The organism is Clostridium cibarium, from assembly GCF_014836335.1.
GTDB classification, from domain to species: Bacteria; Bacillota; Clostridia; order Clostridiales; family Clostridiaceae; genus Clostridium; species Clostridium cibarium.
The window spans coordinates 37,663-64,038 of sequence record NZ_JACSRA010000015.1; the positions used below are offsets into that span (position 1 = coordinate 37,663).

The 26,376-nt window shown below is 29.7% G+C and carries 25 protein-coding genes; 8 read left to right on the top strand and 17 right to left on the bottom strand.

Translation table 11 applies throughout. The features are described from left to right. Positions 1-57 precede the first annotated feature (57 nt). Positions 58-936 (bottom strand): IS1/IS1595 family N-terminal zinc-binding domain-containing protein, encoded by an 879-nt coding sequence (locus H9661_RS10570; protein WP_191768723.1) that lies wholly within the window; start codon positions 934-936, stop codon positions 58-60. Positions 937-1,100: 164 nt separating this feature from the next. After that, on the bottom strand, positions 1,101-2,396 hold the full coding sequence (locus H9661_RS10575; protein ID WP_143315815.1) for a M18 family aminopeptidase: 1,296 nt from the start codon (positions 2,394-2,396) through the stop codon (positions 1,101-1,103). Between the two features lie 185 nt (positions 2,397-2,581). Here H9661_RS10575 and H9661_RS10580 point away from each other — a divergent pair, with 185 nt between their 5' ends. From H9661_RS10580 to H9661_RS10600, 5 genes are all read left to right on the top strand, one after another. After that, on the top strand, positions 2,582-3,763 hold the full coding sequence (locus tag H9661_RS10580) for a cation diffusion facilitator family transporter (protein WP_191768725.1): 1,182 nt from the start codon (positions 2,582-2,584) through the stop codon (positions 3,761-3,763). Between the two features lie 76 nt (positions 3,764-3,839). Beyond that, positions 3,840-4,517, top strand: a complete 678-nt coding sequence (locus tag H9661_RS10585; protein WP_143315819.1) for a YczE/YyaS/YitT family protein — start codon at positions 3,840-3,842, stop codon at positions 4,515-4,517. A gap of 147 nt (positions 4,518-4,664) precedes the next feature. After that, positions 4,665-5,438 (top strand): DUF2628 domain-containing protein, encoded by a 774-nt coding sequence (locus H9661_RS10590; protein WP_143315821.1) that lies wholly within the window; start codon positions 4,665-4,667, stop codon positions 5,436-5,438. A 62-nt stretch (positions 5,439-5,500) separates the two neighbouring features. Next, on the top strand, positions 5,501-6,349 hold the full coding sequence (locus tag H9661_RS10595) for a DUF2628 domain-containing protein (protein ID WP_191768727.1): 849 nt from the start codon (positions 5,501-5,503) through the stop codon (positions 6,347-6,349). Between the two features lie 209 nt (positions 6,350-6,558). Further along, the gene (locus H9661_RS10600; protein ID WP_143315825.1) at positions 6,559-7,389 is read left to right on the top strand and encodes a DUF2628 domain-containing protein; all 831 of its coding nucleotides are present in this window, start codon (positions 6,559-6,561) and stop codon (positions 7,387-7,389) included. Between the two features lie 2 nt (positions 7,390-7,391). Here H9661_RS10600 and H9661_RS10605 read toward each other — a convergent pair whose 3' ends face one another. The 11 genes from H9661_RS10605 to sfsA all read right to left on the bottom strand — a co-directional run bounded on the left by H9661_RS10605 (position 7,392) and on the right by sfsA (position 18,122). Next, entirely contained in the window at positions 7,392-8,114 is a 723-nt protein-coding gene (locus H9661_RS10605; RefSeq protein WP_143315827.1) for an amino acid ABC transporter ATP-binding protein, read from the bottom strand. Further along, positions 8,101-8,748, bottom strand: a complete 648-nt coding sequence (locus tag H9661_RS10610) for an amino acid ABC transporter permease (RefSeq protein WP_143315998.1) — start codon at positions 8,746-8,748, stop codon at positions 8,101-8,103. Before H9661_RS10610 ends, H9661_RS10605 begins: the two co-directional genes overlap by 14 nt. A gap of 77 nt (positions 8,749-8,825) precedes the next feature. Beyond that, positions 8,826-9,647 (bottom strand): transporter substrate-binding domain-containing protein, encoded by an 822-nt coding sequence (locus tag H9661_RS10615; protein WP_143315829.1) that lies wholly within the window; start codon positions 9,645-9,647, stop codon positions 8,826-8,828. Between the two features lie 334 nt (positions 9,648-9,981). Further along, positions 9,982-12,081 carry a HelD family protein gene (locus H9661_RS10620; protein ID WP_143315831.1) on the bottom strand — a complete coding sequence of 700 codons (2,100 nt, stop codon included), beginning with the start codon at positions 12,079-12,081 and terminating at the stop codon, positions 9,982-9,984. 124 nt (positions 12,082-12,205) lie between these two features. Continuing rightward, entirely contained in the window at positions 12,206-14,140 is a 1,935-nt protein-coding gene (ftsH, locus tag H9661_RS10625; RefSeq protein ID WP_191768729.1) for an ATP-dependent zinc metalloprotease FtsH, read from the bottom strand. A gap of 33 nt (positions 14,141-14,173) precedes the next feature. Next, on the bottom strand, positions 14,174-14,782 hold the full coding sequence (gene lepB / locus H9661_RS10630) for a signal peptidase I (protein ID WP_191768731.1): 609 nt from the start codon (positions 14,780-14,782) through the stop codon (positions 14,174-14,176). Then, positions 14,782-15,003 carry a DUF3006 domain-containing protein gene (locus H9661_RS10635; protein WP_143315835.1) on the bottom strand — a complete coding sequence of 74 codons (222 nt, stop codon included), beginning with the start codon at positions 15,001-15,003 and terminating at the stop codon, positions 14,782-14,784. Before H9661_RS10635 ends, lepB (H9661_RS10630) begins: the two co-directional genes overlap by 1 nt. Positions 15,004-15,150: 147 nt before the next feature. Then, positions 15,151-15,684, bottom strand: a complete 534-nt coding sequence (gene lepB / locus H9661_RS10640; RefSeq protein ID WP_143316000.1) for a signal peptidase I — start codon at positions 15,682-15,684, stop codon at positions 15,151-15,153. A 204-nt stretch (positions 15,685-15,888) separates the two neighbouring features. Beyond that, positions 15,889-16,554, bottom strand: coding sequence for a beta/alpha barrel domain-containing protein (locus H9661_RS10645; RefSeq protein WP_143315837.1), 666 nt, complete (start codon positions 16,552-16,554; stop codon positions 15,889-15,891). A gap of 292 nt (positions 16,555-16,846) precedes the next feature. Further along, complete coding sequence (locus tag H9661_RS10650; RefSeq protein ID WP_143315839.1) at positions 16,847-17,344, bottom strand: NAD(+) diphosphatase; 498 nt, start codon at positions 17,342-17,344, stop codon at positions 16,847-16,849. An 85-nt stretch (positions 17,345-17,429) separates the two neighbouring features. Beyond that, entirely contained in the window at positions 17,430-18,122 is a 693-nt protein-coding gene (gene sfsA, locus H9661_RS10655; protein WP_143315841.1) for a DNA/RNA nuclease SfsA, read from the bottom strand. Positions 18,123-18,570: 448 nt separating this feature from the next. Between sfsA and H9661_RS10660 the strand changes: the two genes are divergently transcribed. Genes H9661_RS10660 through H9661_RS10670 form a run of 3 tightly spaced genes read left to right on the top strand, consistent with a single transcriptional unit; the run spans position 18,571 to position 20,454 of the window. Beyond that, positions 18,571-18,894: a PadR family transcriptional regulator gene (locus H9661_RS10660; protein ID WP_143315843.1), complete on the top strand. Its 324-nt coding sequence runs from the start codon at positions 18,571-18,573 to the stop codon at positions 18,892-18,894. Next, a complete protein-coding gene (locus H9661_RS10665) occupies positions 18,887-19,516 on the top strand; it encodes an HAAS signaling domain-containing protein (RefSeq protein WP_191768733.1) in 630 nt (209 codons plus the stop codon). The genes H9661_RS10660 and H9661_RS10665 overlap by 8 nt, the downstream gene beginning before the upstream one ends. Next, complete coding sequence (locus tag H9661_RS10670; RefSeq protein ID WP_191768735.1) at positions 19,513-20,454, top strand: DUF4097 family beta strand repeat-containing protein; 942 nt, start codon at positions 19,513-19,515, stop codon at positions 20,452-20,454. Before H9661_RS10665 ends, H9661_RS10670 begins: the two co-directional genes overlap by 4 nt. Before the next feature lie 22 nt (positions 20,455-20,476). Here the strand turns inward: H9661_RS10670 and H9661_RS10675 are convergent, their stop codons facing one another. The 4 genes from H9661_RS10675 to malQ all read right to left on the bottom strand — a co-directional run bounded on the left by H9661_RS10675 (position 20,477) and on the right by malQ (position 26,368). Next, positions 20,477-21,181, bottom strand: coding sequence for a peptidoglycan recognition protein family protein (locus H9661_RS10675; RefSeq protein ID WP_243129562.1), 705 nt, complete (start codon positions 21,179-21,181; stop codon positions 20,477-20,479). 109 nt (positions 21,182-21,290) lie between these two features. Continuing rightward, positions 21,291-22,193 (bottom strand): cation diffusion facilitator family transporter, encoded by a 903-nt coding sequence (locus H9661_RS10680; RefSeq protein WP_191768737.1) that lies wholly within the window; start codon positions 22,191-22,193, stop codon positions 21,291-21,293. Positions 22,194-22,509: 316 nt separating this feature from the next. Further along, positions 22,510-24,867 carry a glycogen/starch/alpha-glucan phosphorylase gene (locus H9661_RS10685; protein WP_143315851.1) on the bottom strand — a complete coding sequence of 786 codons (2,358 nt, stop codon included), beginning with the start codon at positions 24,865-24,867 and terminating at the stop codon, positions 22,510-22,512. After that, entirely contained in the window at positions 24,860-26,368 is a 1,509-nt protein-coding gene (malQ, locus tag H9661_RS10690) for a 4-alpha-glucanotransferase (RefSeq protein ID WP_143315853.1), read from the bottom strand. Before malQ ends, H9661_RS10685 begins: the two co-directional genes overlap by 8 nt. Positions 26,369-26,376: the final 8 nt, after the last annotated feature.

Sequence of the window (26,376 nt, forward strand, 5' to 3'; positions counted from 1 at the left end):
TACATATATGTTAACCTTCTTATACAGATCTTTATTAAATAAATGTTGTTCTGAATACTATACTTCCCTAATCTTAGATATTTTTATAAAATTACATTCATTCATAAAATCATATAAGCACTCTAAACTATTAAATGTCTTTTCTCTATGTTCTATAATAAACCAGCATAAATATTCTATTAAATACTTTGTAGCGATTCCCCGAAAACATCTAAACCATGCTTTAGAAATCAATCTGTAATTTTTGATGATTTCAACTTCATTCTTTATTAACTTTCTAGAATCATTATTATGTCTTTTAGCTATTGCAAAAATATACCTATCCGCATAAGGTATTATATAGGAATCCTTTTTTATTCTGGAATATATCTTTTCATTAAAATCTTTCTCATTCCATATTTTTTTACTAACTGGTAATGACAATAAACTATCTTTCTCCCCTTTGGCTGACACTATAATAATATCCTCCCTTTGAGTTCTAGTTATATTACGAGCCCCTTTAAAATTTTCTTTCACGCCTGATTTTGTTATATGCACATCTCCAAACAGCGAATTAGGTATGCTATTAAAAGTTAATGCATGTAGTACCTTATGCCTCCAAAAAAATGCTGTATTTATATTTATATTTAACTTTTCAGCACAATATTTTAAAGTTCTTCTTTCTAGCATTAATTCAATGAATTCAATCCATTTATCTGCACACTTTTTCGAATAACTCCAAATAGAATTGGTTCCCAAAGAAAATGTCTTGCCACAAATCTCATTTTTACATTTATACCTTTGTATGCCGTTGTAGAAACCATATTTCATATACTTAGTACATCCACATTTAGGACAGGATTTCATTACTTTTTCTCGAGTTCTAAACAAGTCTTTTTTTAATATTGTATTTAAGTGTATCTTAAAATTTTCTAACTCATAATCATTTTGTATCAAAACAAACCACCTCCTTTGAATTCTTGCCGGCAACATAGGTTTGTATACAATACCAACATTATTTTAATAAAGAGTTTAATATTTCTATTTAGCTACTAAATAAAAGCAAAAAAGCCTACAAAGTGAAAACAAATCACTTCATAAGCTTAAACAGAATAATTTAACTAAATATTATAAAACTTTGTAAATGCCTGTATTGTAAGATAATTATCCTTAACCGCTGCTAATTCTCTAGCAGAGTGCATTCCTAAAAGAGGTGCTCCCATATCAACTACAGGAATGCATAAATCAGCTGCTGACATTGGGCCTATTGTTGTACCACCTCTAACATCAGATCTATTAACAAACTTTTGGCATGAAACTCCACCTTCCTTACAAACAGCTTGGAATATTGCTGAAGCATAGCTATCTGTTGAGTAACTTCCTGATGCAGCCATTTTTATAACAGGACCACCACCGAGTACTGGCTTATTTGTTGGATCATGCTTTTCAACTTGATTTGGATGAACAGCATGAGCTAAGTCAGCAGAAATCATTACCGAATTAGATAATGCTCTAAAGAATCCTTCCTTATCCTTTCCTAGTGCCAATGCTATTCTTTCCAATAAAGTTTTAAGTAGCGCTGAATTTGCTCCTTGAGCAGTTAAGCTTCCTATTTCTTCATTATCTACTGCAACCATCACCTTTGTTGCCTTATTTGCTTCACTATTTATAAGTGCTTTTATCCCTGTAAATACCATCCAAAGATCATCTAGTCTTCCTGCTGAAATAAATTCATTATCTAATCCAAAAAGACATCCCTTTTCATATTCATATAAAAACAGATCAAAATCAAGTATACTTTTCTTTTCAACACCTAATTCCTCACTCAATAATGTTAAAAGATATCCATCCTTTTCAAACTTTTCATTTACAAACCCTAATAAAGGCAAGGTATCCTTTTGCTTATTATATGCATATCCTTCATTAACACTTCTATTCATATGTATGGCCATGTTTGGAATTATTAATAATGGTCTATCTATATTAACAAGTCTTATTTCAGGTTTTAGAGGAGATTTTCCCTTTAAGGCAACCCTTCCCGCAAGAGATAGTGGTCTATCAAACCATGTACTTAATATTGGTCCTCCATATACTTCTGTGTTTAATTTCACATAAGTATTTTCAACCTTTATTTCTGCTGCTGGTTTTATTTTAAAAGTAGGAGAATCTGTATGAGCTCCAATTAGTCTAAAGCCATCTTCTTCAAGTTCACCTTGCCCTATCTCGAATGAAATAATTGCAGATTCATTTTTCATCACATAGTATTTCCCACCCTTTACAAGGTTCCATTTTTCACTTTCCTTAATTTCCTTAAACCCTTCCTTATCTAGCAAATTCTTAACTGTATGTGCACCATGATAAGCTGTTGGACTTTCCTTTATAAAATCTAGCAACTCTAAAGCTAATTGATTTTCCATGTTATTTCACTCCTTTTGATTATCTTATGCACTTTTTGCATAAGATAACTTATATAATTTTTATTTTAGCAAACTTATCATATCTTAACAATCTGACTTAGAAATAATTGATTAATTTGTACTTGTGCTATAAAATAAAGATTAAATAATTAGAATAAGATTATTAGTTGAAATGAGGTGTTTTTTTGTTATCAAACCTTTTAGTTAATACCTTTATAAAAGACAATATGAATACTCAAGATGATAAAATCAGAGGATCCCATGTAATGCTTGGTGGCATAATTGGAATCATTGTTAATTTTATCTTATTTATAATCAAGTTATCTGTAGGGATAATTACTTCAAGTATCGCTGTTATGGCAGATTCATTTAATAATTTATCTGATGCAGCCTCCTCTGTTATTACAATAATAGGTTTTAAATTATCTGAAAAACCAGCTGATGCTGAACATCCTTTTGGCCACGGGAGAATGGAATATATTTCAGCATTAATAGTGTCCTTCCTTGTTATGCTAGTTGGAATTCAATTTGTTAAATCCTCTTTTGAGAAGATTATGAATCCTAGTGAAATTGTTTTTGAGTTAGTTCCTTTTACGTTGCTAATAATTTCCGTAATACTTAAGTTATGGTTATCAAGATTTAATAAATATATAGGTACTAAAATTAATTCCTCTGCATTAAAAGCAGCTTCAGTTGACGCCTTAGGTGATGTTCTTACTTCATCTTTTGTTGCTCTTTCATTTTTAGCATCTAGGTTTACTAGCTTGCCTTTGGATGGATACTTCGGTATTTTAGTTGCTCTATTTATAGTTTACTCTGGGTTCTCATTGATAAAAGAAACAATAAATCCTCTTTTAGGTGAAGCACCTGATAAAGAATTAGTTTCATCAATAAAGGAGATGACCTTGAGTTATCCTAATATAACAGGTGTTCACGATTTAATTATTCATAATTATGGACCTGGAAGATGTATGGCATCTATACACGCAGAAATACCTTCTGATATAAATGTTATGGTTATTCACGAGATAATCGATAAAGCGGAAAGAGAAATTTCAGAAAAGCTTAAAATATATTTAGTTATTCATATGGATCCTATATGTGTAACTACAAAAGAAATAAATGGTACATATGATGAGGTTCAAAAAATAGTAGAATATAACCCTTTAATTGAATCAATGCATGACTTTAGAATTGTCGGAGAAGGTGAAAAAAAGAACTTAATCTTTGATGTAGTTGTTAACTCAGAAAAACTAAGAAAGGTTATGACTCCAGAAGAATTAAAGGAACAAATTATCGATTCAATCCGTCAAATCCACCCAGAATACAACTGTATTATCACTATAGATAATGATTACTTAATTTAAATTTCCCTTGTACAACCCTTTTTATTATGTTATTATTTTTTATTGTATAATAACAAATAAAATAGGAGTGTATTAAATGAAAAAAATCGATGTAAAATTACTAGCAAAGAAATTAGTACTATTTTTTCTAGGGGTTTGGATAATTCAAACTGGTGTTGCAATGTTTATCAAGGCAAATATAGGTTCAGACCCATTTACAGTATTTACTCAAGGAATTTCTGCGAAATTAGGCGTATCAGTAGGAATGGCAAGTACGTTTATTACAGCTACTTTGATAATTATTATCGCAATCGTTGATTGGCATTATTTAAATATCGGAACAATACTTTCTACAATGGTGGCCGGTCCTTTTATCAACATGATGACAACGTTTTTTAATCCACTACCAATGGATAGTTTTGTAATCGAATTTATTCCTTATTCAAATATTATAATAAAATCACTATTTTTAGCTCTAAGCTGTATTGTAATAGCTATTGGATTTTCTTTACTAAAATCTACTAACTTAGGTGTAGCTGCTAATGATATAGTTCCTCTTTTAATTACAGATAAAACAAAACTTACATATAGCAAAATCCGTATTACTATGGATGTAACATTGATTGTAATTGGTTTTCTACTAGGAGGAGTTATAGGAATTGGTACTCTAATAGCTGCATTTTTGACTGGTCCAGCAATTCAGTTCTTTATGCCAAGACTTGAAAAGCTAACAACTCCATTTTTATCTGAAAAAAATGAAGAAATAGCTTTATAGTATCAGTATTTTTGTTTAAAAACCTTAAGTAATATATCGATTGCTTAGGGTTTTTTTCTTATATATTTTCCTTAACTTCTGTATATTTTTCTAATTCTATTATATAATTGTTGTATATGCTTAAATTTTGAAAAAGGGGGAATTTTAATGTTTTGTCCAAAATGTGGTCATGAGTTAGATTCTAATAACATTTGCACAAATCCAGATTGTATCACAAACATTAATAATCATTATGATAAAAATTTAAAACTAAACTCAGATACTTCTAATTCAAACTTGAACTCTAACAATGATATTTTTAATAATAACAATAACTACAATGAAAACAATAATGAAAACTATAACCAAAACTTTAATCAAGGTTCTAATAATTTCAATAACTCAAATGAAACGAATATGAACAATGAATTCAGAGATGCAAATGGAATATCTGCAACTGAGATGATGGAATTCTTAGGTGATAAAAATACGGAATATTACATGGATAAATGGACTAGATTCCAAGAAAATTCTAATTTTGTATCTTGGAATTGGCCTTCATTTCTCTTCACTTTATATTGGTTTTGGTTCAGAAAGATGTATAACATAGCTGGAATTATATTTGCAGTCGATATTGGCAGCCTTCTTTTATTAGGTCACTTTAAATGGTTACGCTACTTAATATCATTAGTGATAATGATTGGCTCTGGATTACTTGCCAACCAATTATATATAAATCATGCAACTAATAAGATAAAATCAGCTAAATTTACAACTTCTATGGGATTTGATAATTCTATGTTTGTTAGAAGACTAAGATCAATGGGCGGCATAACTTGGATTCCATTATTTGTAGCAATAGGACTTTTTGTTTTAGCATTGATACTCATTGTATTTGCTACTGCTATTTCAATTAGTAACGTAGGTCATCTTAGATTTTAACATAGCGGTAGTGATATTTTTATCACTACCAATTTCACTTAATATAAACAGGAGGTTTTTAAATGTTTTGTACATATTGTGGTCATGAACTAAATTCTAATAACGTATGCCATAACAGTTCATGTCCTTCAAATATAAATTCTAATTATTCAACTGGACAAAATAATAAAACAAATAATTACTCTTATCAATCTTATAATAGGAATAGCTATTTAGGTTATAATTGTGATCCTAACTTTATTGACAAAAATGGTATAAGCGCTTCTGAGATGATTCAATTTATGGGTGATAAAAATCCATCCTTTTACATTGATAAATGGACAAGTAGCGATTCTACACCTAGATATTTTTCTTGGATTTGGCCAGCCTTTTTCTTCTCTTGGATTTGGTTATTCTATAGAAAATTAAATCTATTTGGAGCAATTTATTTTGTAATTCATCTGGTTTCCATAATATTTTTCCCATCAATTTTTCCGCCTATATTGCTTATAGGGAATACATTATGTGCTTTATTTAGCAGCCATTTCTATTTAAAAAACTGCATAAAAAAAATCAATCAAATTAAGTTTTCCAACATGGACATGGATATGTATTATAGGCGTTTGAGGAATGCTGGCAAAGTATCTATTGCCGGACTTGTAATAGGGATAATTGTTTCAATTATTATGATTTTTTCCGCTTTAGCAAATCACTATATTCCTTCTTATAGATATCATAATCACTATAGAGATTCATATAATTATAAATCGCCTAAAATAACTGATCCATATTACGATGATGATTCAGATTACAGCGATTCTCTTTTTGATGATTATTATAATGATGATTCAAATAGCTCACTTTTTGATGAACCTTATTCAAATGATTCAAGTATAGATAATCATTCAAAATCACCATATTCAGTTTTTTAAATAAAAGAACAGATTGACTCCTGAAGGTAAAATTCGTATTTTACCTTTGGATTCAGTCTATTTTTTATTTAATCATAATTTACTTTTAAAAAACTTAAATATATTTTATTAATTTTATATAAATTTATCCTTTTTTGTTGTATAATATCCCTGTACTATTTTTAATTTAAGCTTTTATACTACATTTTATATAACAAGGGGGAATTTTAATGTTCTGTCCAAAATGTGGAAAAGAGCTAAATACAAATAATGTTTGTGTGAATCCATCATGTCCTTCACACATTAATAATAACAATTCTATAAATCAAGGATATGAATCAACCAATCAAAATACTCAGGGGTATAACCAAAACCCTCAACAACAATATGTTAATCAAAACTTTAATGGTAATTATGGTTTTAATCAAAACAACCAATATCACCCAAATCAAAACACACAAAATTTTAACAATTCTCAATTTGGTGAAAATAATGACTTTAGGGATCAAAATGGAATTTCATCTGCTGAAATGATGGAATTTATAGGCTATAAGAATTCAGATTATTATATTGATAAATGGGGAAAATCTCAAGAAAATAAAAACTTTATTTCTTGGAATTGGCCAGCATTCTTTACAAATTTCCTTTGGTTCTGGCATAGAAAAATGTACGGAATTGCAGCTGGAATATTTGGAGTTAATTTCATTATAAGACTATTTATAGCTAGCACAAGCGCTACACTTACTGGTCATAACTTTAATATCGCATCTAGAACTACAAATTGGTTTGGAATTATTTTAAATATACTTGTAGGTGTGCTTTCTTCTTTATTTGCTAATCAACTCTATATGAAACATGCTACTAATAAAATACGTTCTATTAAATCAACATCTTATATGGGATTTGATAATAATACAATCTTCAATAGATTACGTAAAAGTGGCGGAACAACATGGGCTCCATTAATATTTGTAATAGTTGTATTTGTTGTTATATTTATTTTCGCATTAATTGCAATTTCATTTGGTTCTTCTCATTATAGATATAGTCATTTTTATTAATCTTAAAGTACTTTTGATAAAAAATCTATTGTCCTAGGATTTTTAGGATTATTAAATAGCTCTTCTGGAGTTCCTTGTTCTACAATTTTTCCTCCATCCATAAATAGTATTCTATCCCCAACTTCCTTTGCAAATCCCATTTCATGAGTTACAACAACCATTGTCATTCCCTCTTTTGCAAGCTTCTTCATTACACTTAGTACTTCTCCAACCATCTCTGGATCTAGTGCTGATGTAGGCTCATCAAATAACATAACATCTGGTTCCATAGCTAATGCTCTAGCAATAGCTATTCTTTGTTTTTGACCTCCAGATAAGGAAGATGGATAAGTCTCTGCTTTATCAATTAATCCAACCATATCTAGTAAGTCTTTTGCTTTTGCCATTGCGGCCCCTTGCTCCATCTTCTTAACCTTGATAGGAGCAAGCGTAATGTTATCTATAACTTTTTTATGTGGGAAAAGATTAAATGACTGAAATACCATTCCCATCTTTTCTCTAAGTTTATCTATATTGACCTTCTTATCTGTAATAGTATTACCTTCGAATACTATTTCTCCCATTGTAGGTGTTTCTAGAAGGTTCAAACATCTCAAAAAGGTTGATTTTCCAGAACCTGATGGTCCTATTACCACTACAACTTCACCTTTTTTAATGTGTTCATCTATTCCTTTAAGAACTTCATTACTACCAAAATTCTTGTGTAAATTATTAACGTGAATCACTTGCTTTCATTCTCCTTTCGGCATATCCCATTAATCTTCCTAATGAAAATGTTAGAATAAAATAAAATACAGCTGCAACCATTAATGGTTCTAATGAAAGGTATGTAGCACCTTGAACAATCTTAGCTGAAAACATTAGCTCTCCGACACCTAAAACTGATGCCATTGAAGATTCCTTAATTACAGCTACAAATTCATTACCTATTGCAGGTAAAATATTTCTTACTGCTTGAGGGATAATTATTAATCTCATTGTCATACCTCTTGACATGCCCAAGCTTCTTGCTGCCTCCGTTTGACCAACATCGACTGCCTCAATTCCAGCTCTAACAATTTCTGATACATATGCAGCTGAATTCAACGCTATTGCTATTATAGCTGCTGAAAAAGCAGTAACATCAATATTAAAAACTATCTTAGATCCTGAGTAAACCATCAATATTTGTAATAACATTGGTGTTCCTCTTATTATTTCAACATAAACCGATGCTATTATCTTTAACGGTTTTATCTTCCATATGGAAAAGTTTGAACTTTTCATAAAAAATAACACTGCCCCAAGTAATGTACCTAGAAATACTGTAATTAGGGATATACCTAAAGTAATTTTCACACCATCTATAAACTTTGGCATATAATCCCCTAGAAAACTAAATGTAAACAACGTCTCTCCTCCTCTGATAGTAATATATCTTACTATCAATTCTCTATCTATTTACTTTGATTTTTTGCTGCTAAATCATTAGCATCTATTATAAATTTATCTAAATCTCCTGAGTCCTTTAATCTTTTTATAGTTTTATTTACTGCTTCAACTAATTCTTTAGAATCCTTTTTAACTCCAATTGCATTTCCGCCGCTTTCATCTTTAAATGAAATATCTGAAAGAACTAATTCTGGATTAGTTTTATTTGCCATCTTTGCAACTGGTTCTTCTGTTACTATAGCATCAACTTTACCACTCTTTAATTGAAGAACTAAATCATTAACACTCGCTAGTAAAGAAATCTTTCCTGCTTGAATTTTATCTTCAGCTATTTTTTGTTGAGTTGATCCTAGCTGAGCACCAATCTTCTTTCCATTTAAATCATCAATTTTCTTGTATTTTTCCTTGTCAGCTGAATTCACTAAAACTGCATGTTGAGCTTCATAATATATATCTGAGAAATCAATTTGTTTCTTTCTCTCTTCATCCGGATTCATACCTGATATAATCATATCAATTTGCCCTGCTTGAAGAGCACCAATTAACGCTTCAAAATCCATTTCTTTTATTTCTAAATCTACTCCAAGATCCTTTGCTACTTCTTTTGCAAGTTCCACATCAAATCCTACAGTTTTATCCTCACCATCAACTACTGCATGGAACTCATATGGTGCATAATCTGCACTTAATCCAACAACTACCTTTCCATTGTCTTTTATAGCTGTAAGATTATTCTTTTCTTCTTTCTTTCCGCATGCCATAAGTGACATTACCATCACCCCTACTAAAGCTGAGGCACAAACCTTTTTTATCAATCCTTTTTTCATATTTTAATCCCCCTTAATACTTCGGCTTAACTTCTTTATCTGAGTATAATTATACCTTATAAACTTATAATTATGCAATACTTTTTTTCAAAAATATAATTTTTCTCTAACATTACTATAATTAATATATTAATATGCATAAAAAAATGTATAAAATCCTTTGCAAGTTAGTACTTATGCATTATTTATTCATTTGTGCATGTTTTATTCTCTTTATGCATATAATTTCATAAATTTAAAATATATTTTCTTTCTTAAAATACAAAAAACTATAGATGTTTTAATTACAAAACACCTATAGTTTTATTATTTAAATCCCTATTTTTTTATAATTTTATCCTCTTTTTATTACTGCAAGTCTGTGTAAAGCCCTAGTACACATTATATACTTCACAAGATTTGGTGTATCATCAAAGTCATCTAATAATATTACTCCATCAAACTCTAACCCTTTTGCATAGTATGCTGGTAATAATACTAAACCTCCTTTGTATATCATGTCTTCCTTATCAAAGGTTACTACTTTAGTTTTTGCTTTAATTAAATTAGATACTTCCTTTAGCTTATCTTTGTCCTTAGTTATAATAGCTATACTTTCAAGCCCATCTTCCTCAAAATCTTCTATTATAGATGATAATGTTTCAACAGTATCTTCAATTGATGTAGTTTCTTCTTCTAATACCATTTCCCCTTCACGAACTAGTGGAATCACCTTATCTTCATCTAAAAACTTGCTTGCATATTCCATTATTTGCTGAGTAGATCTATAGCTCTTATTTAATTCAAAATTAACTACATCTTCTCCAAATAACTTATCTAAATGTAACATCGCTGGTTCTTCATCTGTTGTTATAAGTCTTTGATTGCTATCCCCAACTATTGTAAAACTCTTACAATCCGTAAGTTCTTTAATTAACTTAAATTGAGTTAGATTATAATCTTGCGCCTCATCTATAACTACATGCTTTATTTCACTTTTACATCTCTTACCATTTAATTTAACCATTAAATATAATATTCCAGCAAGATCCATATATCCTAGAGATTCGGTATTTGTAATTCTCTTATATAATGAAACAATATCCTCATTGTTTATCCAATTATCAAGTTCATCCCTTGAATTCATCACGCCTCTAACTATTTCTCTTATTCTAAGTCTTCTTTTAAAATCTAAATTATTCTTTTCTATTTCAAGCTCTCCTGGTGATAATTCTTCTATCTTTTTCTTAATTTCTGCGTTAAGTTCTCTTACAAGTTCATCTCTTTTATCTTTAATTTTCGATACGAGAACCCTCTTTATCTTCGCACTTCTTCTAAATAAAGGCATATATCCATAATGTTTTGTGAATAAATCTTTTATTTCATTAACATCAACTATCTCTTCTCCAAAGAAAGTTACTGGTTTTATATTGAAATAATTATCATTCATATCCTCTAATTGTTTATCTAATGTCTCAGAAAACTTTCTAGAACTTTTATATTTATATTCTTTTAATGCATCCTGATTTCCACTCATTGCTTCTTCTATATATTCTGAAAATCCTTTTACAGGTTCATGAAGATCTATTTCTTCCATAGCGAACTGTTGAAATGTAGTTTGTCTTATTCCGCCTTCTTCACCTAATGAAGGCAATACCTGTGCTATATAATCTATAAATATATCATTTGGTCCAAGTACTAATACCTTATCTCCAAATTGTTTTCTATTGTTATAAAGCAGATATGAAACTCTATGAAGTGCAATTGTAGTTTTACCTGATCCAGCTACCCCATTAACTACAACAACTTTATCCTTTGGAGCTCTTATTATCTCATCTTGCTCTTCTTGAATAGTCATTACTATATCTTTTAACTTTTCATTTGAATTTGTTGTTAATACCATTTGTAGTATTTCATCTTTTACATCAACCGCTGAATCAAATAACCCTTTTAGTTCACCTTTTTTTATAATAAGTTGTCTTCTGCCTAAAAGGTTTGTTTTTATCTCTCCTATTGGTGATATATAGCTACATTCTCCTAATGTTCCTTTGTAAAATAATGATGCTATAGGTGCTCTCCAATCAACAATCACTGGTTCATAGCTTTCTTCTGGCGTTAACCCAAATCTACCAATATATAAATCCTCGGCCCCTTCATTTTCTTCAGTAAAAGTAATCTTACCAAAGTAAGGTGATTCCTTAAGTACAGTAAACTCCTTAAGTCGTTTATCTATGGTCCTAAAAGCTTCTTCCTTAACGTACTTTTCATGATCGAAGTAATCTATTACTTTATCTTCATCATCCTTATAATCTTCAATATATTTCTTTCTATACTCAACTATATAATCAGTAATACTTTTTCTCTTTCCAATAAACTTCAGAATTTCATTATTTAAAATATTAATGGTATCTTGAAGTTTATTTTCCTCCATCAAAAATTCTAAATCTTTATTCATACAAACACCTCTTCCTCACTATCACTTGCAATTAGGGCTTAAAATTCCTACAAAATTTTTTAAATATTTATTTAAAAAACCTCGTAGGAATTCATATTCTTTATTATTAATTGTAAATTCTATATTACTCTATAGTAACATCAATAGCTGTTTTTTTATCAATTTCTTCTGTCTCTACTTCTATAGTTTTATCTTCTAAATCTAATCCCTCTTTTTTATCTTGCTTTTTAAGCTCTGGATACTTTTCACAAACCATATTCATAAACTCATCTCCGAATATAGTTTCTTTTTCTAATACAACACCTGATATTTTATCTAACAGTTCTCTGTTTTCTCTTAATATTTCTTTAGCTTTATTATGAGCTTCTTTTACTATTTTTAGTATCTCTTCATCTATTAATGTTGAAGTTTCATCGCTACAATTTCTAACTGCTCTTCCATCTAGATATCTATTTTGTACAGATTCTAATGCTACCATATCAAATCTATCTGACATACCATATATAGTTACCATATTTCTAGCTATTTGAGTAGCTCTTTCTATATCATTAGAAGCACCATTTGTAGCCTCATTTAATACTATTTCTTCTGCTGACCTACCACCTAAGAGTATTGCAATTTCATTCATAAATTCTTTTTTTGAATTTAAATGTTTTTCTTCTTCTGGAAGTTGCATTGTATATCCAAGCGCTCCCATAGTTCTAGGAACTATTGTAATTTTATGTACTGGATCTGAACCTTTAAGTAATGCAGCAACCAATGCGTGTCCCACTTCATGGAATGCAACGATTTTCTTTTCCTTTTGTGATAATATCCTATCTTTCTTTTCCTTACCAGCAATAATTACTTCTACTGCATCTCTTAAATCTTCTTGAAGCACTTTTTTTCTACCATGCTTTACTGCCCTTAAGGCACCTTCATTAATCATGTTTGCAAGATCTGCTCCTGCAGCACCTGAGGTTATTTTTGCTATTTCTTTTAAATCAACTTCAGGATCTAATGTTACATCTTTAGCATGAACATTTAGTATTGCTTCCCTTCCAATAAGATCCGGTTTATCAACAATTACTCTTCTATCAAATCTTCCTGGTCTAAGTAAAGCTTTATCTAATATCTCTGGTCTATTTGTAGCTGCTAATATAACTATACCTTTTGAAGAATCAAATCCATCCATCTCTGATAATAATTGGTTTAGGGTTTGTTCTCTCTCATCGTTACTTTGCATCTGATTGTCTCTACTCTTACCAATAGCATCAATTTCATCTATAAATATTATACAAGGAGCTTGTTTTTCAGCATCTTTAAACAATTCTCTAACTCTTGAAGCTCCAACTCCTACAAACATCTCTACAAAGCTTGATCCTGATAAAGAGAAAAATGGAACTTTTGCTTCTCCTGCCACTGCCTTTGCTATAAGTGTTTTACCTGTTCCTGGAGGGCCCACTAAAAGAACTCCTTTAGGAAGCTTTGCACCTATTTCTGTATATTTAGTTGGTGCATTTAAGAATCCAATAACCTCTTCAAGTGATTCTTTTGCTTCTTCTTGTCCAGCTACATCTTTAAAGGTAACTTTTATTTGGTCTTCTACATATACTTTAGCATTATTTTTACCAATGTTACCCATTCCTCCGCCCATTTTTCCTATCATCTTAGAGAATAAAAATCTCCACATGAAATATAAAAATGCTATCGGAATTATATATGTCATAAATGCATTCATAAATATAGATTCTTTTGGATTTTTCCCTGTAAATCTTATATCTCCCGCTTCAATAAGTTCATCTAGTAGTTTATCATTCTTAATATTGGCTGTGTATAAAGTTTTTCCTTCATACTCTGTCCCATCTTTGGGCGTAATAACTAAATTATCACTTGAAATCACTATTTCTGAAATTTCCTTATTGTTAATCATGTTTAAAAATTCATTATACGAAATTTCTTTATTCATATATGCATCTCTTGAATAGTTGGCAACTAACAATATTGCTATTGTAACTATAAAATATATTATTATGGGTTTTTTACTCTTCTTTTCATTCTTTTTAGGCTCATTATTCATGCTATACCCACCTCTTTCCTTAGTTTTTGCTTATTATTTAACGCTACCAAAATCACTAAACGGATATACTTTTAATTGTGCTTTTGCTTTTATATCTTTTCCATCTACATATGGATTAACCCATTTTCTCGAGTCAAACGAAACTCTTCTATTGTCTCCTAAGAAAAAGTATTTTCCATCTGGAACATGAAATTCTCCATAAAACTGATCACTATTCTCAGGTTTTACATAACTTTCATCTAATTCCTCTCCATTTACTGATACTTTACCATTTACTATGCTAACAGTATCTCCTGGCAGTCCTATAAGTCTTTTTATTAAAACATCATTTAACTCTTCTGAATCAAATACTATTATATCGCCTCTTTTTATATTATTTAAATTATATACTCTTGTAACAAAAAGATGATCACCTACATTTAATGTCGGTATCATTGATCCCGAAGGAATATATACTTTAAAAATAAGAAACTGTTTTATAAGTATAGCTATAGCTACTGCTACTATTATAGGAACAATCCATTCAAAAAAGAAATTTTTCTTCTTTTTTATCTTTCCCTTTTTTTCATTATTATTATCTATGTTTGATTCACCTTCTATTGAATTTTCTTCCTCTATCGCCGATTCACTTTTTTCATTCATTAATCTTGCCACATCCCTTCCATTTTCCTTGCTATTTCTTCTTTTCTTTTTAAAGTAGCCTCTTTATCTATAAAAAAATAATTGTTTTTTAAAATTAAACAATCCCCATCTTTTGCATATCCTTTAATTTTATCTTTACTTACATCTATTATTTCCCCATTTGGAGATTCGATTACAAAGTAATCACCTTCTATTCTGTCAACAATGTATATTTGTTCCATAATTAAATCTCCTTTTCTCATAGATATACAGACTTAGTATAACATAAATAATTGTCAATTAACAACGCTAACTGCAATGTTATTATTCCTTTATTTTAATTTATAAAAAAATTCAACATATTCATTTTATGCTGAATTTTTTATAAATTATTTTATTTTTCCAAAACTATCAAAAGGATATACCCTTATCTGAGCTTTTGCTTTTATATCTTTTCCATCTATGTACGGATTCTTCCACTTCCTCGAATCAAATGAATCCGGTCTATTATCTCCTAAAAAGAAATATTTTCCTTCCGGCACATGATATTCACCATTAAACTTATCATGATTTACAACGTAATTTTCATCAAGCTCTTCCCCATTTACTGAAACTTTTCCATTAACTATACTAATATTATCTCCTGGAAGCCCTATAAGTCTTTTTATCAAAACATCATTTAATTCTTTTGAATCAAATACTACTATCTCTCCCCTTTTTAGATTGCCTAGATTATATATCCTTGTAACAAGAAATTGATCTCCTTCATTTATAGTAGGAATCATAGATCCTGTTGGCACTTCTACTTTATAAACTAAAAACTCTTTAATCAATAACGCCGCAAGAATCGCTACAAATACCGGAATAACCCATTCCCTAAAAAAGCTTTTTTTCTTTTTCTTGTCAATATCTATTTCCTTCATTGGAATATCGTTAATAATCATTTCTTCCTTATTATCAGACACTACTTTTTCCACATCCTTTTTATTTTTACTAACGTTTCAAAAAATACATAAATTAATCATACCACAAAAAATTGTAAATTATAATGGTTGATAAAAGGTATAATATTACTTATTTCTTAAATTACACAAAAAAAATTCAGTATATCTTAATATACCGAATTTTTATCTATACTTGTCCATAAGGTCTCCCATGATTTCAGCTGTTGGTGGTGGTGTAAAAGTTATTGCATTGGCTCCTGCTTCTATGGTCTCTTTTATGCTCTCTACCGTTGGGCCCCCAGTAGCTATTATAGGGTACTCTGGGAAACTCTTCCTTATAGTTCTAACTATCCTTGCAGTATCTTTACCTCCAGATATATTTAGTATAGTTGCCCCTGCTTCTATTCTTTCTGCTATATCTTCATGATCAGAAACCACAGTAACTACAACTGGTATATCTATTGTAGATCTTATCTTTCTTACAATTTCATTTGATGTAGGAGCATTAACAACTATCCCCATAGCACCCTTAAATTCCGCATCAAGAGCTAAATTGATTACTCTTTTTCCCTGAGTAATACCTCCTCCAACTCCGCAAAATACTGGCACATCAGCTGCCATTACTAGTGCTTCTGTAATTAAAGGTTGTGGAGTAAATGGATAAACGGCTATTATTGCATCTGCATTTGTATTTCTTATTATGGCTACATCAGTTGTAAATAGTAGAGATTTAATCCTTTTTCCAAATATTTTAATTCCACTACAATCTCGTATGACCGATGGAACCTCTACAACATGATTTCTTAGTGTTCCCTTTATCTCAGGCACATATTTTGACTCCTTCGCCATCCTTCATCCTCCTATCCTTAATTTATCACTATGAAATATTATACACTTTTATTATCTTTTATAAAGACAAAAATGATTAATTTATTTTTATCTTACTGTAAAATTATTTAAACTTAAGACTTATTAATTACTTCAAGAAGAATTATTCTAGAAAGAACTTTTCTCTTATAATATTTTAACATATTTTCCATAAATAACATAACGTTTTCCTAATATATTAACTTTTAATACTTGCTTCTATAAAAAATTACTGAAAGTAATACTTCCAGCAATTTTAAATGAATAATTTCTATCAATACATTTTTCTTCTATCTAACACTTTTTTAATAACTCTTTGTCCTATTAGATTTTCTTTCATATGCTCTAAAGCATCACTTATTTTAACCCAACTCGCTTCCTCAACTTCTTTTGATTTACTTAGCACTCCAGCTTTGTAACTTGCTAAATATGTAAGCATAAGTAATTCTTTTCCTTCTATATAATCAGTACCTAAAAATTCAACATTTTGAATTTCTATTGAAGTTTCTTCTAAAACCTCTCTATATACAGTATCTTCAGCTTTTTCATCTATCCCTATATATCCAGATACTAAAACTTTAGAATCCTTATATATGTAACTTTGTTTTAATAAAAGAATTTCATCATCTTTAATTACTGCTACCATTATACATGGTTTCGGAGTATCGAAAAATAATTCATTATCATATTCACAGTAAGGTATACGTCCTTCATCCCCACAAAACATCTCTCCAAGCTTTCTTCCACAAATAGGGCAAAACTTAAATTTCATACTATCCCTCTTTCAACAGATTCTCATTCAACTTAATTTCTAACAATTCCAAACACTTTATTTTATTATACTAATAAATTAATTATTATAAAAGTATCTTCACAGGTTTATCTAATGTTATTCCAGTCCTTGTAACTTTAGATGAATAAGCAAATATATCCACACCTTCCTCTGCAGCCTTCCGTAGTGCTTTCCCAAACTCAGGATCTGTATCGTCATTTGGAGAAAAACTTTTTACATCTTCAATTTGTATTAAAAACAAAACCCCTGCGCCTCTTCCACTTTTCTTTACATCAATCAATTCAAGCAGATGTTTTCTACCTCTCTCCGTAGGTGCATCTGGAAACCTGCAATGGCCATTCTCCTCCAAAGTTACCCCTTTAACTTCCAAATAATATTCTTCTCCATTATCTTTTAATAATTTAAAATCAAACCTACTTGCTCCAAAAGTTTTTTCACTTAATATATTTGTATATTTTTTCAACTTATCCACAACTTTGTTTTCAAGAGCTTCTTTAACAACTTTATTAGGGATTTGAGAATCTATACTTATATTCTTATCTCCTTTATATGCTCCTATAAGATCAAAAGCCGTCTTTCTTGTCGGATTCTTCTCTTCTCTCAAAAACACCTGACAACCAGGGATTAAGATTTCTTTACATCTTCCGGTATTAGGAACATGAACTGTTATTTCTTCGTCATTATAAATTACTTTTGCATTAAATCTATTTGGTCTATTTATAAAAATTGCATCATATATATTCTTATTATATTCCATTTTTCCACCCCACTTATACACACTATCCACAGTTTTTATCCACAGTTTTGTGAATTATGTGTGTGTTTTTTATCAGAAACTGTTGTTCTAATATAATTGATTTTAACGAATAATAATTGTTTATGCAACATTCCTTATATTGTTGTTGACAAATATATCTTTTATATATATTGTGTCAATATTTTTTTATAATAATGTGGATAACTTAAAAAGTTATCCACATTATTTATAAACTTATGCACATTAGTCACATAATGCCTATTTTACTAGCATTCATCTGTGGATAATAATTACTATATATCCACATACACCAGTGACTTCTACTATTATGTAAATTCTTAATATTTTATTATTTTTCTTAATATAATATTAAATATAATTCACTACCTTGTATTGTATAATACCTTTGATTATAATAAATTCATACTAAAGGATAAGAGGTGATACCATGAATATACAACTAAAAAAAGGTGTTCTTGAATTGTGTGTTTTATCAGTTCTATCAAAAAAAGACTGCTATGGCTATGAATTAGTAAGCGAAATTTCTAAGAATATTCTTATTTCTGATGGAACAATTTATCCTATACTTAGAAGACTTACTACTGAAGGGTACTTTACTACTTATCTACAAGAATCCCAGGAAGGCCCTCCAAGAAAATATTACAGACTTACTGAATTAGGCTACGAAACAAAAAATAAGCTAGAAAAAGAGTGGCTAAGTTTTCAAAATTCAGTTAATAACATTATACTAGGAGGTTATGATCGTGAATAAAAATGAATTTTTCAAAATTCTGAAAGAAGGTCTTAATGATTTTCCTGAAAAAGAACTTCAAGACATCTTATATGACTATGAAGAACATTTTTCAAACGCCAAGGCCGATGGTAAATCAGACGAAGAAATAATTAAAGAACTTGGCGATCCATATGTGATAGTTAATCAATATAGAAGCGGATATGTTCAAGGTATTCCAAAATCTACTTATAATGAATCTAATTCTTCCAACTCTACTAAGAATACTTCCAACAATTCGAATTCATCTAATACTATATTAAAAATTGCAATAGTAATATTAGCTTTTATTCTCTTCAACTCATTTATTCTAGGAGCTACAGGTGCTGGTCTAGGCATCCTTTTAACTATTATAATTCTACCGTTTTCATTATTAATAGGGTGCATAGGTCTACTACTTGGGAAACTTGGATTAGGTATCTTAGGTGTTAGTATACCTGCCTTTTTAGCTGATCTTCCATTGAGCGTAGTTATATTAGTCACTATAGGTTCATTGGCTTTTACTATTTTTTCTATAATAGTACTTATATATGTTTTAAAACTTATAATTTTAGCAATACGAAAACTTATAAACAAATTTTCTAGTAAGGAGGATAACCGATGAAAAAATTTGTGCCCACTAAAGTGAAAATTTCTTTAATTATATTAGCAATTATATCTTTATGTAGTTACCTTTCAGCAGCAATAGTATTATTCAACAGCGGTTACTCTCTTTCTTCTTATTTCTCTGATTGGGACTCAGATTTCAGATGGAATTTTGGTTGGAATAATCACTACAACTCCTCAGGTACTGTAGAAAAAGATTTTTCTCCTACTGTACAAAATATAAATATAGAATCAATTTCACATAATTTATCAATACAGTCATACGATGGGTCAACAATTAAAGTTAACATTGATGGGCATTTTGATGATAATAACAATTATACAAAAGGATTAAGTAGATTTGATATTACTGATAATGATGTGAACATCCTAACTAACACTGCTTTGAGAAATTCAAATTTTCATTTAAATATTTATATATCCAAAACTTATAAAAACAATATTTCTCTAAAAAGTTTGAGTGGATCTATAAATATTAATGGATTAGAATTGACTAACCTTTTAGCTAATACTACTAGTGGAGATATAATACTAAAAAATACAAATGTAAATACAGTTTCTTTAGAAAGTAAAAGCGGCAAGATTGATTCGCCTTCTATAACAAGCAACAATTCTAAATTTAAGACTCTTAGCGGAAATATTTATCTTGGAGGAATACTCGGAGATTCTGATGTAAATTCAACTTCTGGCTCAATTAAGTTGAAACTATCTAACCTTGGTAATATCTCCAACTTTTCCTCTATTTCAAGCGATATTGACCTAACTATACCAAAGGAAGTTGGTTATACAGTTTCTTTTTCAACTACTACAGGAACACTTAATGGTAGAAACAAGAATGTGGATTTAAATAAAAATGATAATATATCTTTATCTAATGGAGATGGTTCAAAAAGTGTAACTGTTAAAACTACCTCAGGTGATCTTTCTGTAAAATAAAAAAGGGCTTGGCCCTTTTTTATTAATTCTTAAATTCTTTTTCTTTAAGTATTTCATCTTTTATTCTTTCCTTAATCTCTTCCATTGGAAACTTTGCACCTGGACACAAGGTTTGATATACATCCTTATGTCCGATTAATTCCTTAATATTATATTTTATTATCATATCTGTAGATAGCTTAATTAAAGAATCCTTTTCTTCTTCTGTAGGATTTTCCTCTTGGAAATTTCCTTCCAAACATATTCCAATGCTTTCATAGTTCTTACCCACAGTATGAGCTCCTGTATATTCTTCTGGTCTTCCCCTATATATATTTCCATCTTTCCTAATATAAAAGTTATATCCTATTCCTCCCCAGCCCTTCTCTTTATGATCTTCATTTATACTTTGAGGAGTTAATTCTGAAGCAGCTGTATGATGATACACGAGCATAGTAGGTTTATTTTCTTTTTCAATATCTTCATCAAATTTATAATCAATTTCTTTGATATTTAAACTATCTTCATATTCTTGTCTATGAGACTGAAAATCTCCAATTTCATATTCTCCCGCATTCATATATAATAAATATTCAACATAACTTTTCGAATAATCACTTGCTTTAATATTTCTCGCTATATATATGCTTAACATAACTATAACTCCAGTAACTATATATGTTTTTATTCTTCTTCTCTTCATCTTCTTTTCAAATTCAACTCGCCTTTGATTTTTAATTATAACCACATTACTCACCTTCAATTTACAATAAAATCCACTTACTTCCATTATATAGTAAATAGGTTATTTTTTGAATTGTTTTACATAATAAAAAGACTAGGTTTCCCTAGTCTTTCTATAAAGCCCACTTTCTATCTCCTGTAAAGTTAACATTTAACCACTTTTTAAAATTTAAACTCTTCATATTTTTGTAAACTTCTTCTCTTACCTTATCCATCTCTTCAAGTTCGTTTAACGTAGAATTATCATTAAATACAAAATCAATTTCTATCCTTAATTCTCTTCCTATTTTACTTACTCTAGTTATAGAATCTTCAAAGTTATATTCTTCCTCTATATTTTTAACTATAGTATAAATTCTATCATTGATCTCCTCATCTGCAGAACTATTAATGATTTCCTTAAAACTTTTATGAAGCATAATTATAGGAACTCTTATAAATAGTATTGATGAAATTATAACCATTAAAGGATCAACGTATTTAGTAAGATGAGATAGTGAATTCATTTCTAAAACTATAGAAACTATAAATCCACAAAGTACTCCAATACTTAAAAAAGTATCCATTAACCATTGATTATTTTCTGCCTTCACTATATCAGATGGTACATTTTTTCGCATTCTATACATAATAACATATACCAATGCACATCCAACTGATGATATTAATGAATATCCTAATGCTAAATCTGCATCCACAGAATTTCCACCTTCAATAAATTCTTTAATTCCATTAATAAAAGTCAAACTACACATGACAGCTAATACAATTGAATGAAAAGCTACCATGATAGGTTCCAACATTCCCTTACCAAAAGGAAATTTATCAAAGTCTGTTTTTTCTATATAATTAGTTATACCTATTGATAACATAGATAATAATAAACTTATTAATGCATATAAGCCATCAAACATAATCATGCTTGAGTTAATTATTGTCCCCCATACTATCCCAAGTACAGCAAAAAACAATCCACCTAATGCTGAAAGTTTTAGTATGTTTTTTTCCCTTTTCATTTTTTCACCTCTATCAAATTCTTCTAATATAATTATATTATTTAAAAATTCAAGGGACAACTGACTAATATATGGTGTTTTTTATACTAATAACGGTTATTCTTTATTGTGGAACTTTTTTCATAAAGCACATTAGTACTTAAATTGTTACTTATTAGTACAATTTAATAATATTTCATTCTCTTTTTTCCGTTTTAAATTTTAAGTTAACTCATTTTTAATTTCAAAGTTCTAAAATCTAATTAACTAAAGAAGCTCCCATAATTATTAGGGAGCTCCTTTATATATATTAACAACAAATTAAGGGGAAGCTTTATTATAATGACTTTCTTTCTACCATCCAAATCTCCCTAGCGTACTCTAATATTGTCCTATCGCTAGAAAAAATTCCTGCATTGCATGTATTTAAGAAACATTTCTTTGCCCACTCTTCTTTATCCTTATAAGCCTCAAATACCTTATCTTCAGTTTCCTTAAAACTTTGGAAATCAGCTAATAAATAATACTGATCCCCTTCTTCTAATAGAGAATCGAATAAATCTTCGAAATCTCCACTGCCTCCATCATCAAAAGTTCCATCTACTAAAGCATCTACTACTCTCTTTAAACTTGGATTCTTTTCATAATAATCTTTTGGATTATAATTCTTACCAAGCTCTTCTATATCTTCTACCTCTAATCCAAATATAAAGTTATTTTCTCTTCCACTTTCATTCACTATTTCAACATTAGCTCCATCCAAAGTACCAAATGTAGGTGCTCCGTTTAGCATAAGCTTCATATTTCCAGTACCTGAAGCTTCCTTACCAGCAGTTGAGATTTGCTTTGAAATATCTGCTGCTGGACATAATTTTTCTGCATAGGATACTCTATAATTTTGCACAAACACAACCTTAATCTTTCCATTAATGGTTTTATCATTATTAACTAAGTTTGCTATTTCATTAATAAATTTAACTATTGCCTTTGCTCTCTTATAACCAGGGAATGCCTTTGCTCCAAACAAAAATGTTATTTTTGGTATATCCATATTAGAATCTTCTTTAACTCTATAATAAAGGTCTAGTATATAAAAAGCATTTAACAATTGTCTCTTATATTCATGTAGTCTCTTAATTTGAATATCAAATAGTGAATCTGGATCTATAGTAACACCTTCATTTTCTTTAACATATTCAGCTAACTGCTCTTTCTTTTTATGCTTGATACTCATAAACTTATTTAATACTGACTTATCATTAACATACTTTTCTAAATTCTTTAATAATGAAAGATCTCTTACCCAATCTTCATTACCTAAAACTTCTGTTATTAATGAAGATAACTCGGGATTGCAAAGTCTAAGCCATCTTCTTGGTGTAATTCCATTAGTCTTGTTCTGGAATTTTTCTGGATAAAGCTCATACCAATTTTTAAGTTCAGTTTCCTTTAATATATCTGTATGAAGTTTAGCTACTCCATTTACTGCTGATCCAACATGGATAGCTAAATTTGCCATTCTAGCTTGCTTCTTATATATTATTCTATAATCCTTAATTGCATTTCCACTATATCCTGCTGCCTTCAATTCAGCTATAAATCTCTTATCAATTTCTTGTATTACTTCTAATATTCTAGGGAATAATTCTTTTATTAAAGTTATATCCCACTTTTCTAAAGCTTCTGCTAAAATTGTATGATTTGTATAACTAAACATACACTTTGCTATACTTAAACTCTCATCAAAAGTTAATCCTTCTTCATCCACTAATATTCTTATTAACTCTGGAATACCTAAAGTTGGATGAGTATCATTTAATTGAACAGCATTTAATTCACCTAACCTTTTGGTAACGGTTCCGAATTTTTCTTTGTGTTTTTTAATTATATCCTTTATTGATGCACTTACTAAAAGATATTGTTGCTTTAATCTTAATAGCTTTCCTTCTTCAGTAGAATCATTTGGATATAATACCCTTGTAATATCTTCTGCTCTATTCTTAAGTCTTATCGCTTCATCATATTTTTGATCGTTGAATAACTTAAAATCAAACTCTTTTAGTGGTTCTGCTTTCCATAACCTTAAGGTATTAACATTTCTTGTGCCATATCCTATTATTGGCATATCATAAGGTACTGCTTTAACATCCATATCCTCAAAATGAATAACCTGAGTTTCTGATTCTTTTCTTATACTCCATGGATCTCCATACTTAAGCCAATAATCCCCATCTTCAACTTGAAAACCATCTTCTACATATTGATTAAATAATCCATTATTATATCTAAGTCCATATCCTATTAATGGAATTTCCATAGTAGCAGCAGAATCCATAAAACAAGCTGACAATCTGCCTAGTCCACCATTTCCAAGTCCTGCATCCTCTTCTATTTCCTCAATCTTATTTATATTTATATTTAGTTCTTCTAATAACTCCCTTACTTCATCATATACTCCCATGCTTATTAAGTTATTACCAAGAGCTCTACCCATTAGATATTCAGCTGAAAAATAATAAGCTTGTTTACCTTTTGCATATAATTCTGTAGTTTCATTCCAATCGTCTACTATATTTTCTAATAAACTTAAAGAGAGTGCATTGAATATTTCATAATCTAAAGCCTTGTCTAAAGTCTTGCCATATTTAACTTTTATCGTTCTTTCAATACTTAATTTTAGTTCTTCTTTATTCATTTTCTTCACACCTTCCATACATTCTTGTAAATTTATATATCTTTTTAGCTAACTCATCACTTAAACTATTTTTACCGATTCTCCACTTCCAATTTATCCCAAGAGTCGAAGGTAAATTTGTTCTTGCTTCATTTCCTAAATTTAGAAAATCCTGCATAGGTGCTATTGCCACGTCAGCAATACTTGCCCAAATTCCTCTTATGAAGCCCCAGTTGCATCCTTCTTTTCCGTTTAAGCCCAAATATTTTTTTGCTCTTTTTGTTTCCATCTTGCTACCTGTTTTTTCATACCACCCCAAGAAAGTGTCATTATCATGGGTACCAGTATATGCAATACAATTTTTAATATATCTATGTGGTAAGAAATTATTGTCAGGTTTCCCATCAAAAGCGAACTGTAATACCCTCATTCCTGGGAACTTACTCTCCTTTAAAAATTCTACTACATCATCAGTTAAATATCCTAAATCTTCAGCTATTATATTCAATTTTCCAAGTTTCTTCTCTATTGTATTAAAAAGATCAATTCCAGGGCCTTTTACCCATTCTCCATTTATAGCAGTTCTTTCTCCATAAGGAATCTCCCAATAAGATTCAAACCCTCTAAAATGATCAATTCTTAAAATATCATACAGTTTTAAACTTTCTTTTATCCTCATTATCCACCAACTGTAATCATCCTCTTTCATATGATTCCAGTCATAAATTAAGTTCCCCCATAATTGTCCTGTACTAGAAAAAGCATCTGGAGGACATCCTGCCACAACTAAAGGTTCCAATGCATCCTTATCAATCTTAAAATTCTCAGGGTGACTCCATGTATCTACACTATCTTCTGCAACATAAATTGGTATATCTCCTATTATCTTAATTCCAAACTTATTAGCATAATTCTTTAATTTCTCCCATTGCTCATAAAATAAATATTGTATAAATGACCAATAGTCTATATCATCTTTTAATCTTTCCTTATACGCATTAACCGCTTTAGGTGTTCTCCTCTTAATATCCTCATTCCATTTATACCATCCCTTTAATTCAAAATGGTATTTTAATGCCATATATAAAGAGTAATCTTCAAGCCAAAAGGATTTTTCTTTCTTAAATTCTTCAAACTTCTTTTGAATTTCGGGAAATCCTAATTTTTTATAATTGTTATATGCTTTTCTTAATACATTAAACTTTGATATAAATATTTCCCCATAATCAATAGAATCTCTATCTAATCCATAACTCTCATTTTTATATTCTTCTTCTTTTAACAGTCCTTCTTCCTCTAAAATACAACAATCAATAAAATAAGGATTTCCTGCAAAAGCAGAGAAGCATTGATATGGTGAATCTCCATATCCTGTATGACCTAGCGGAAGCATCTGCCAATATTTAAATCCTGCCTTTTTTATGAAATCTACAAATTTATATGCTTCTTTTCCAAAAGACCCTATTCCATAATCATTTGGAAGTGAAGCAACATGCATTAAAATCCCTGCACCTCTGTCCATATCGCCTA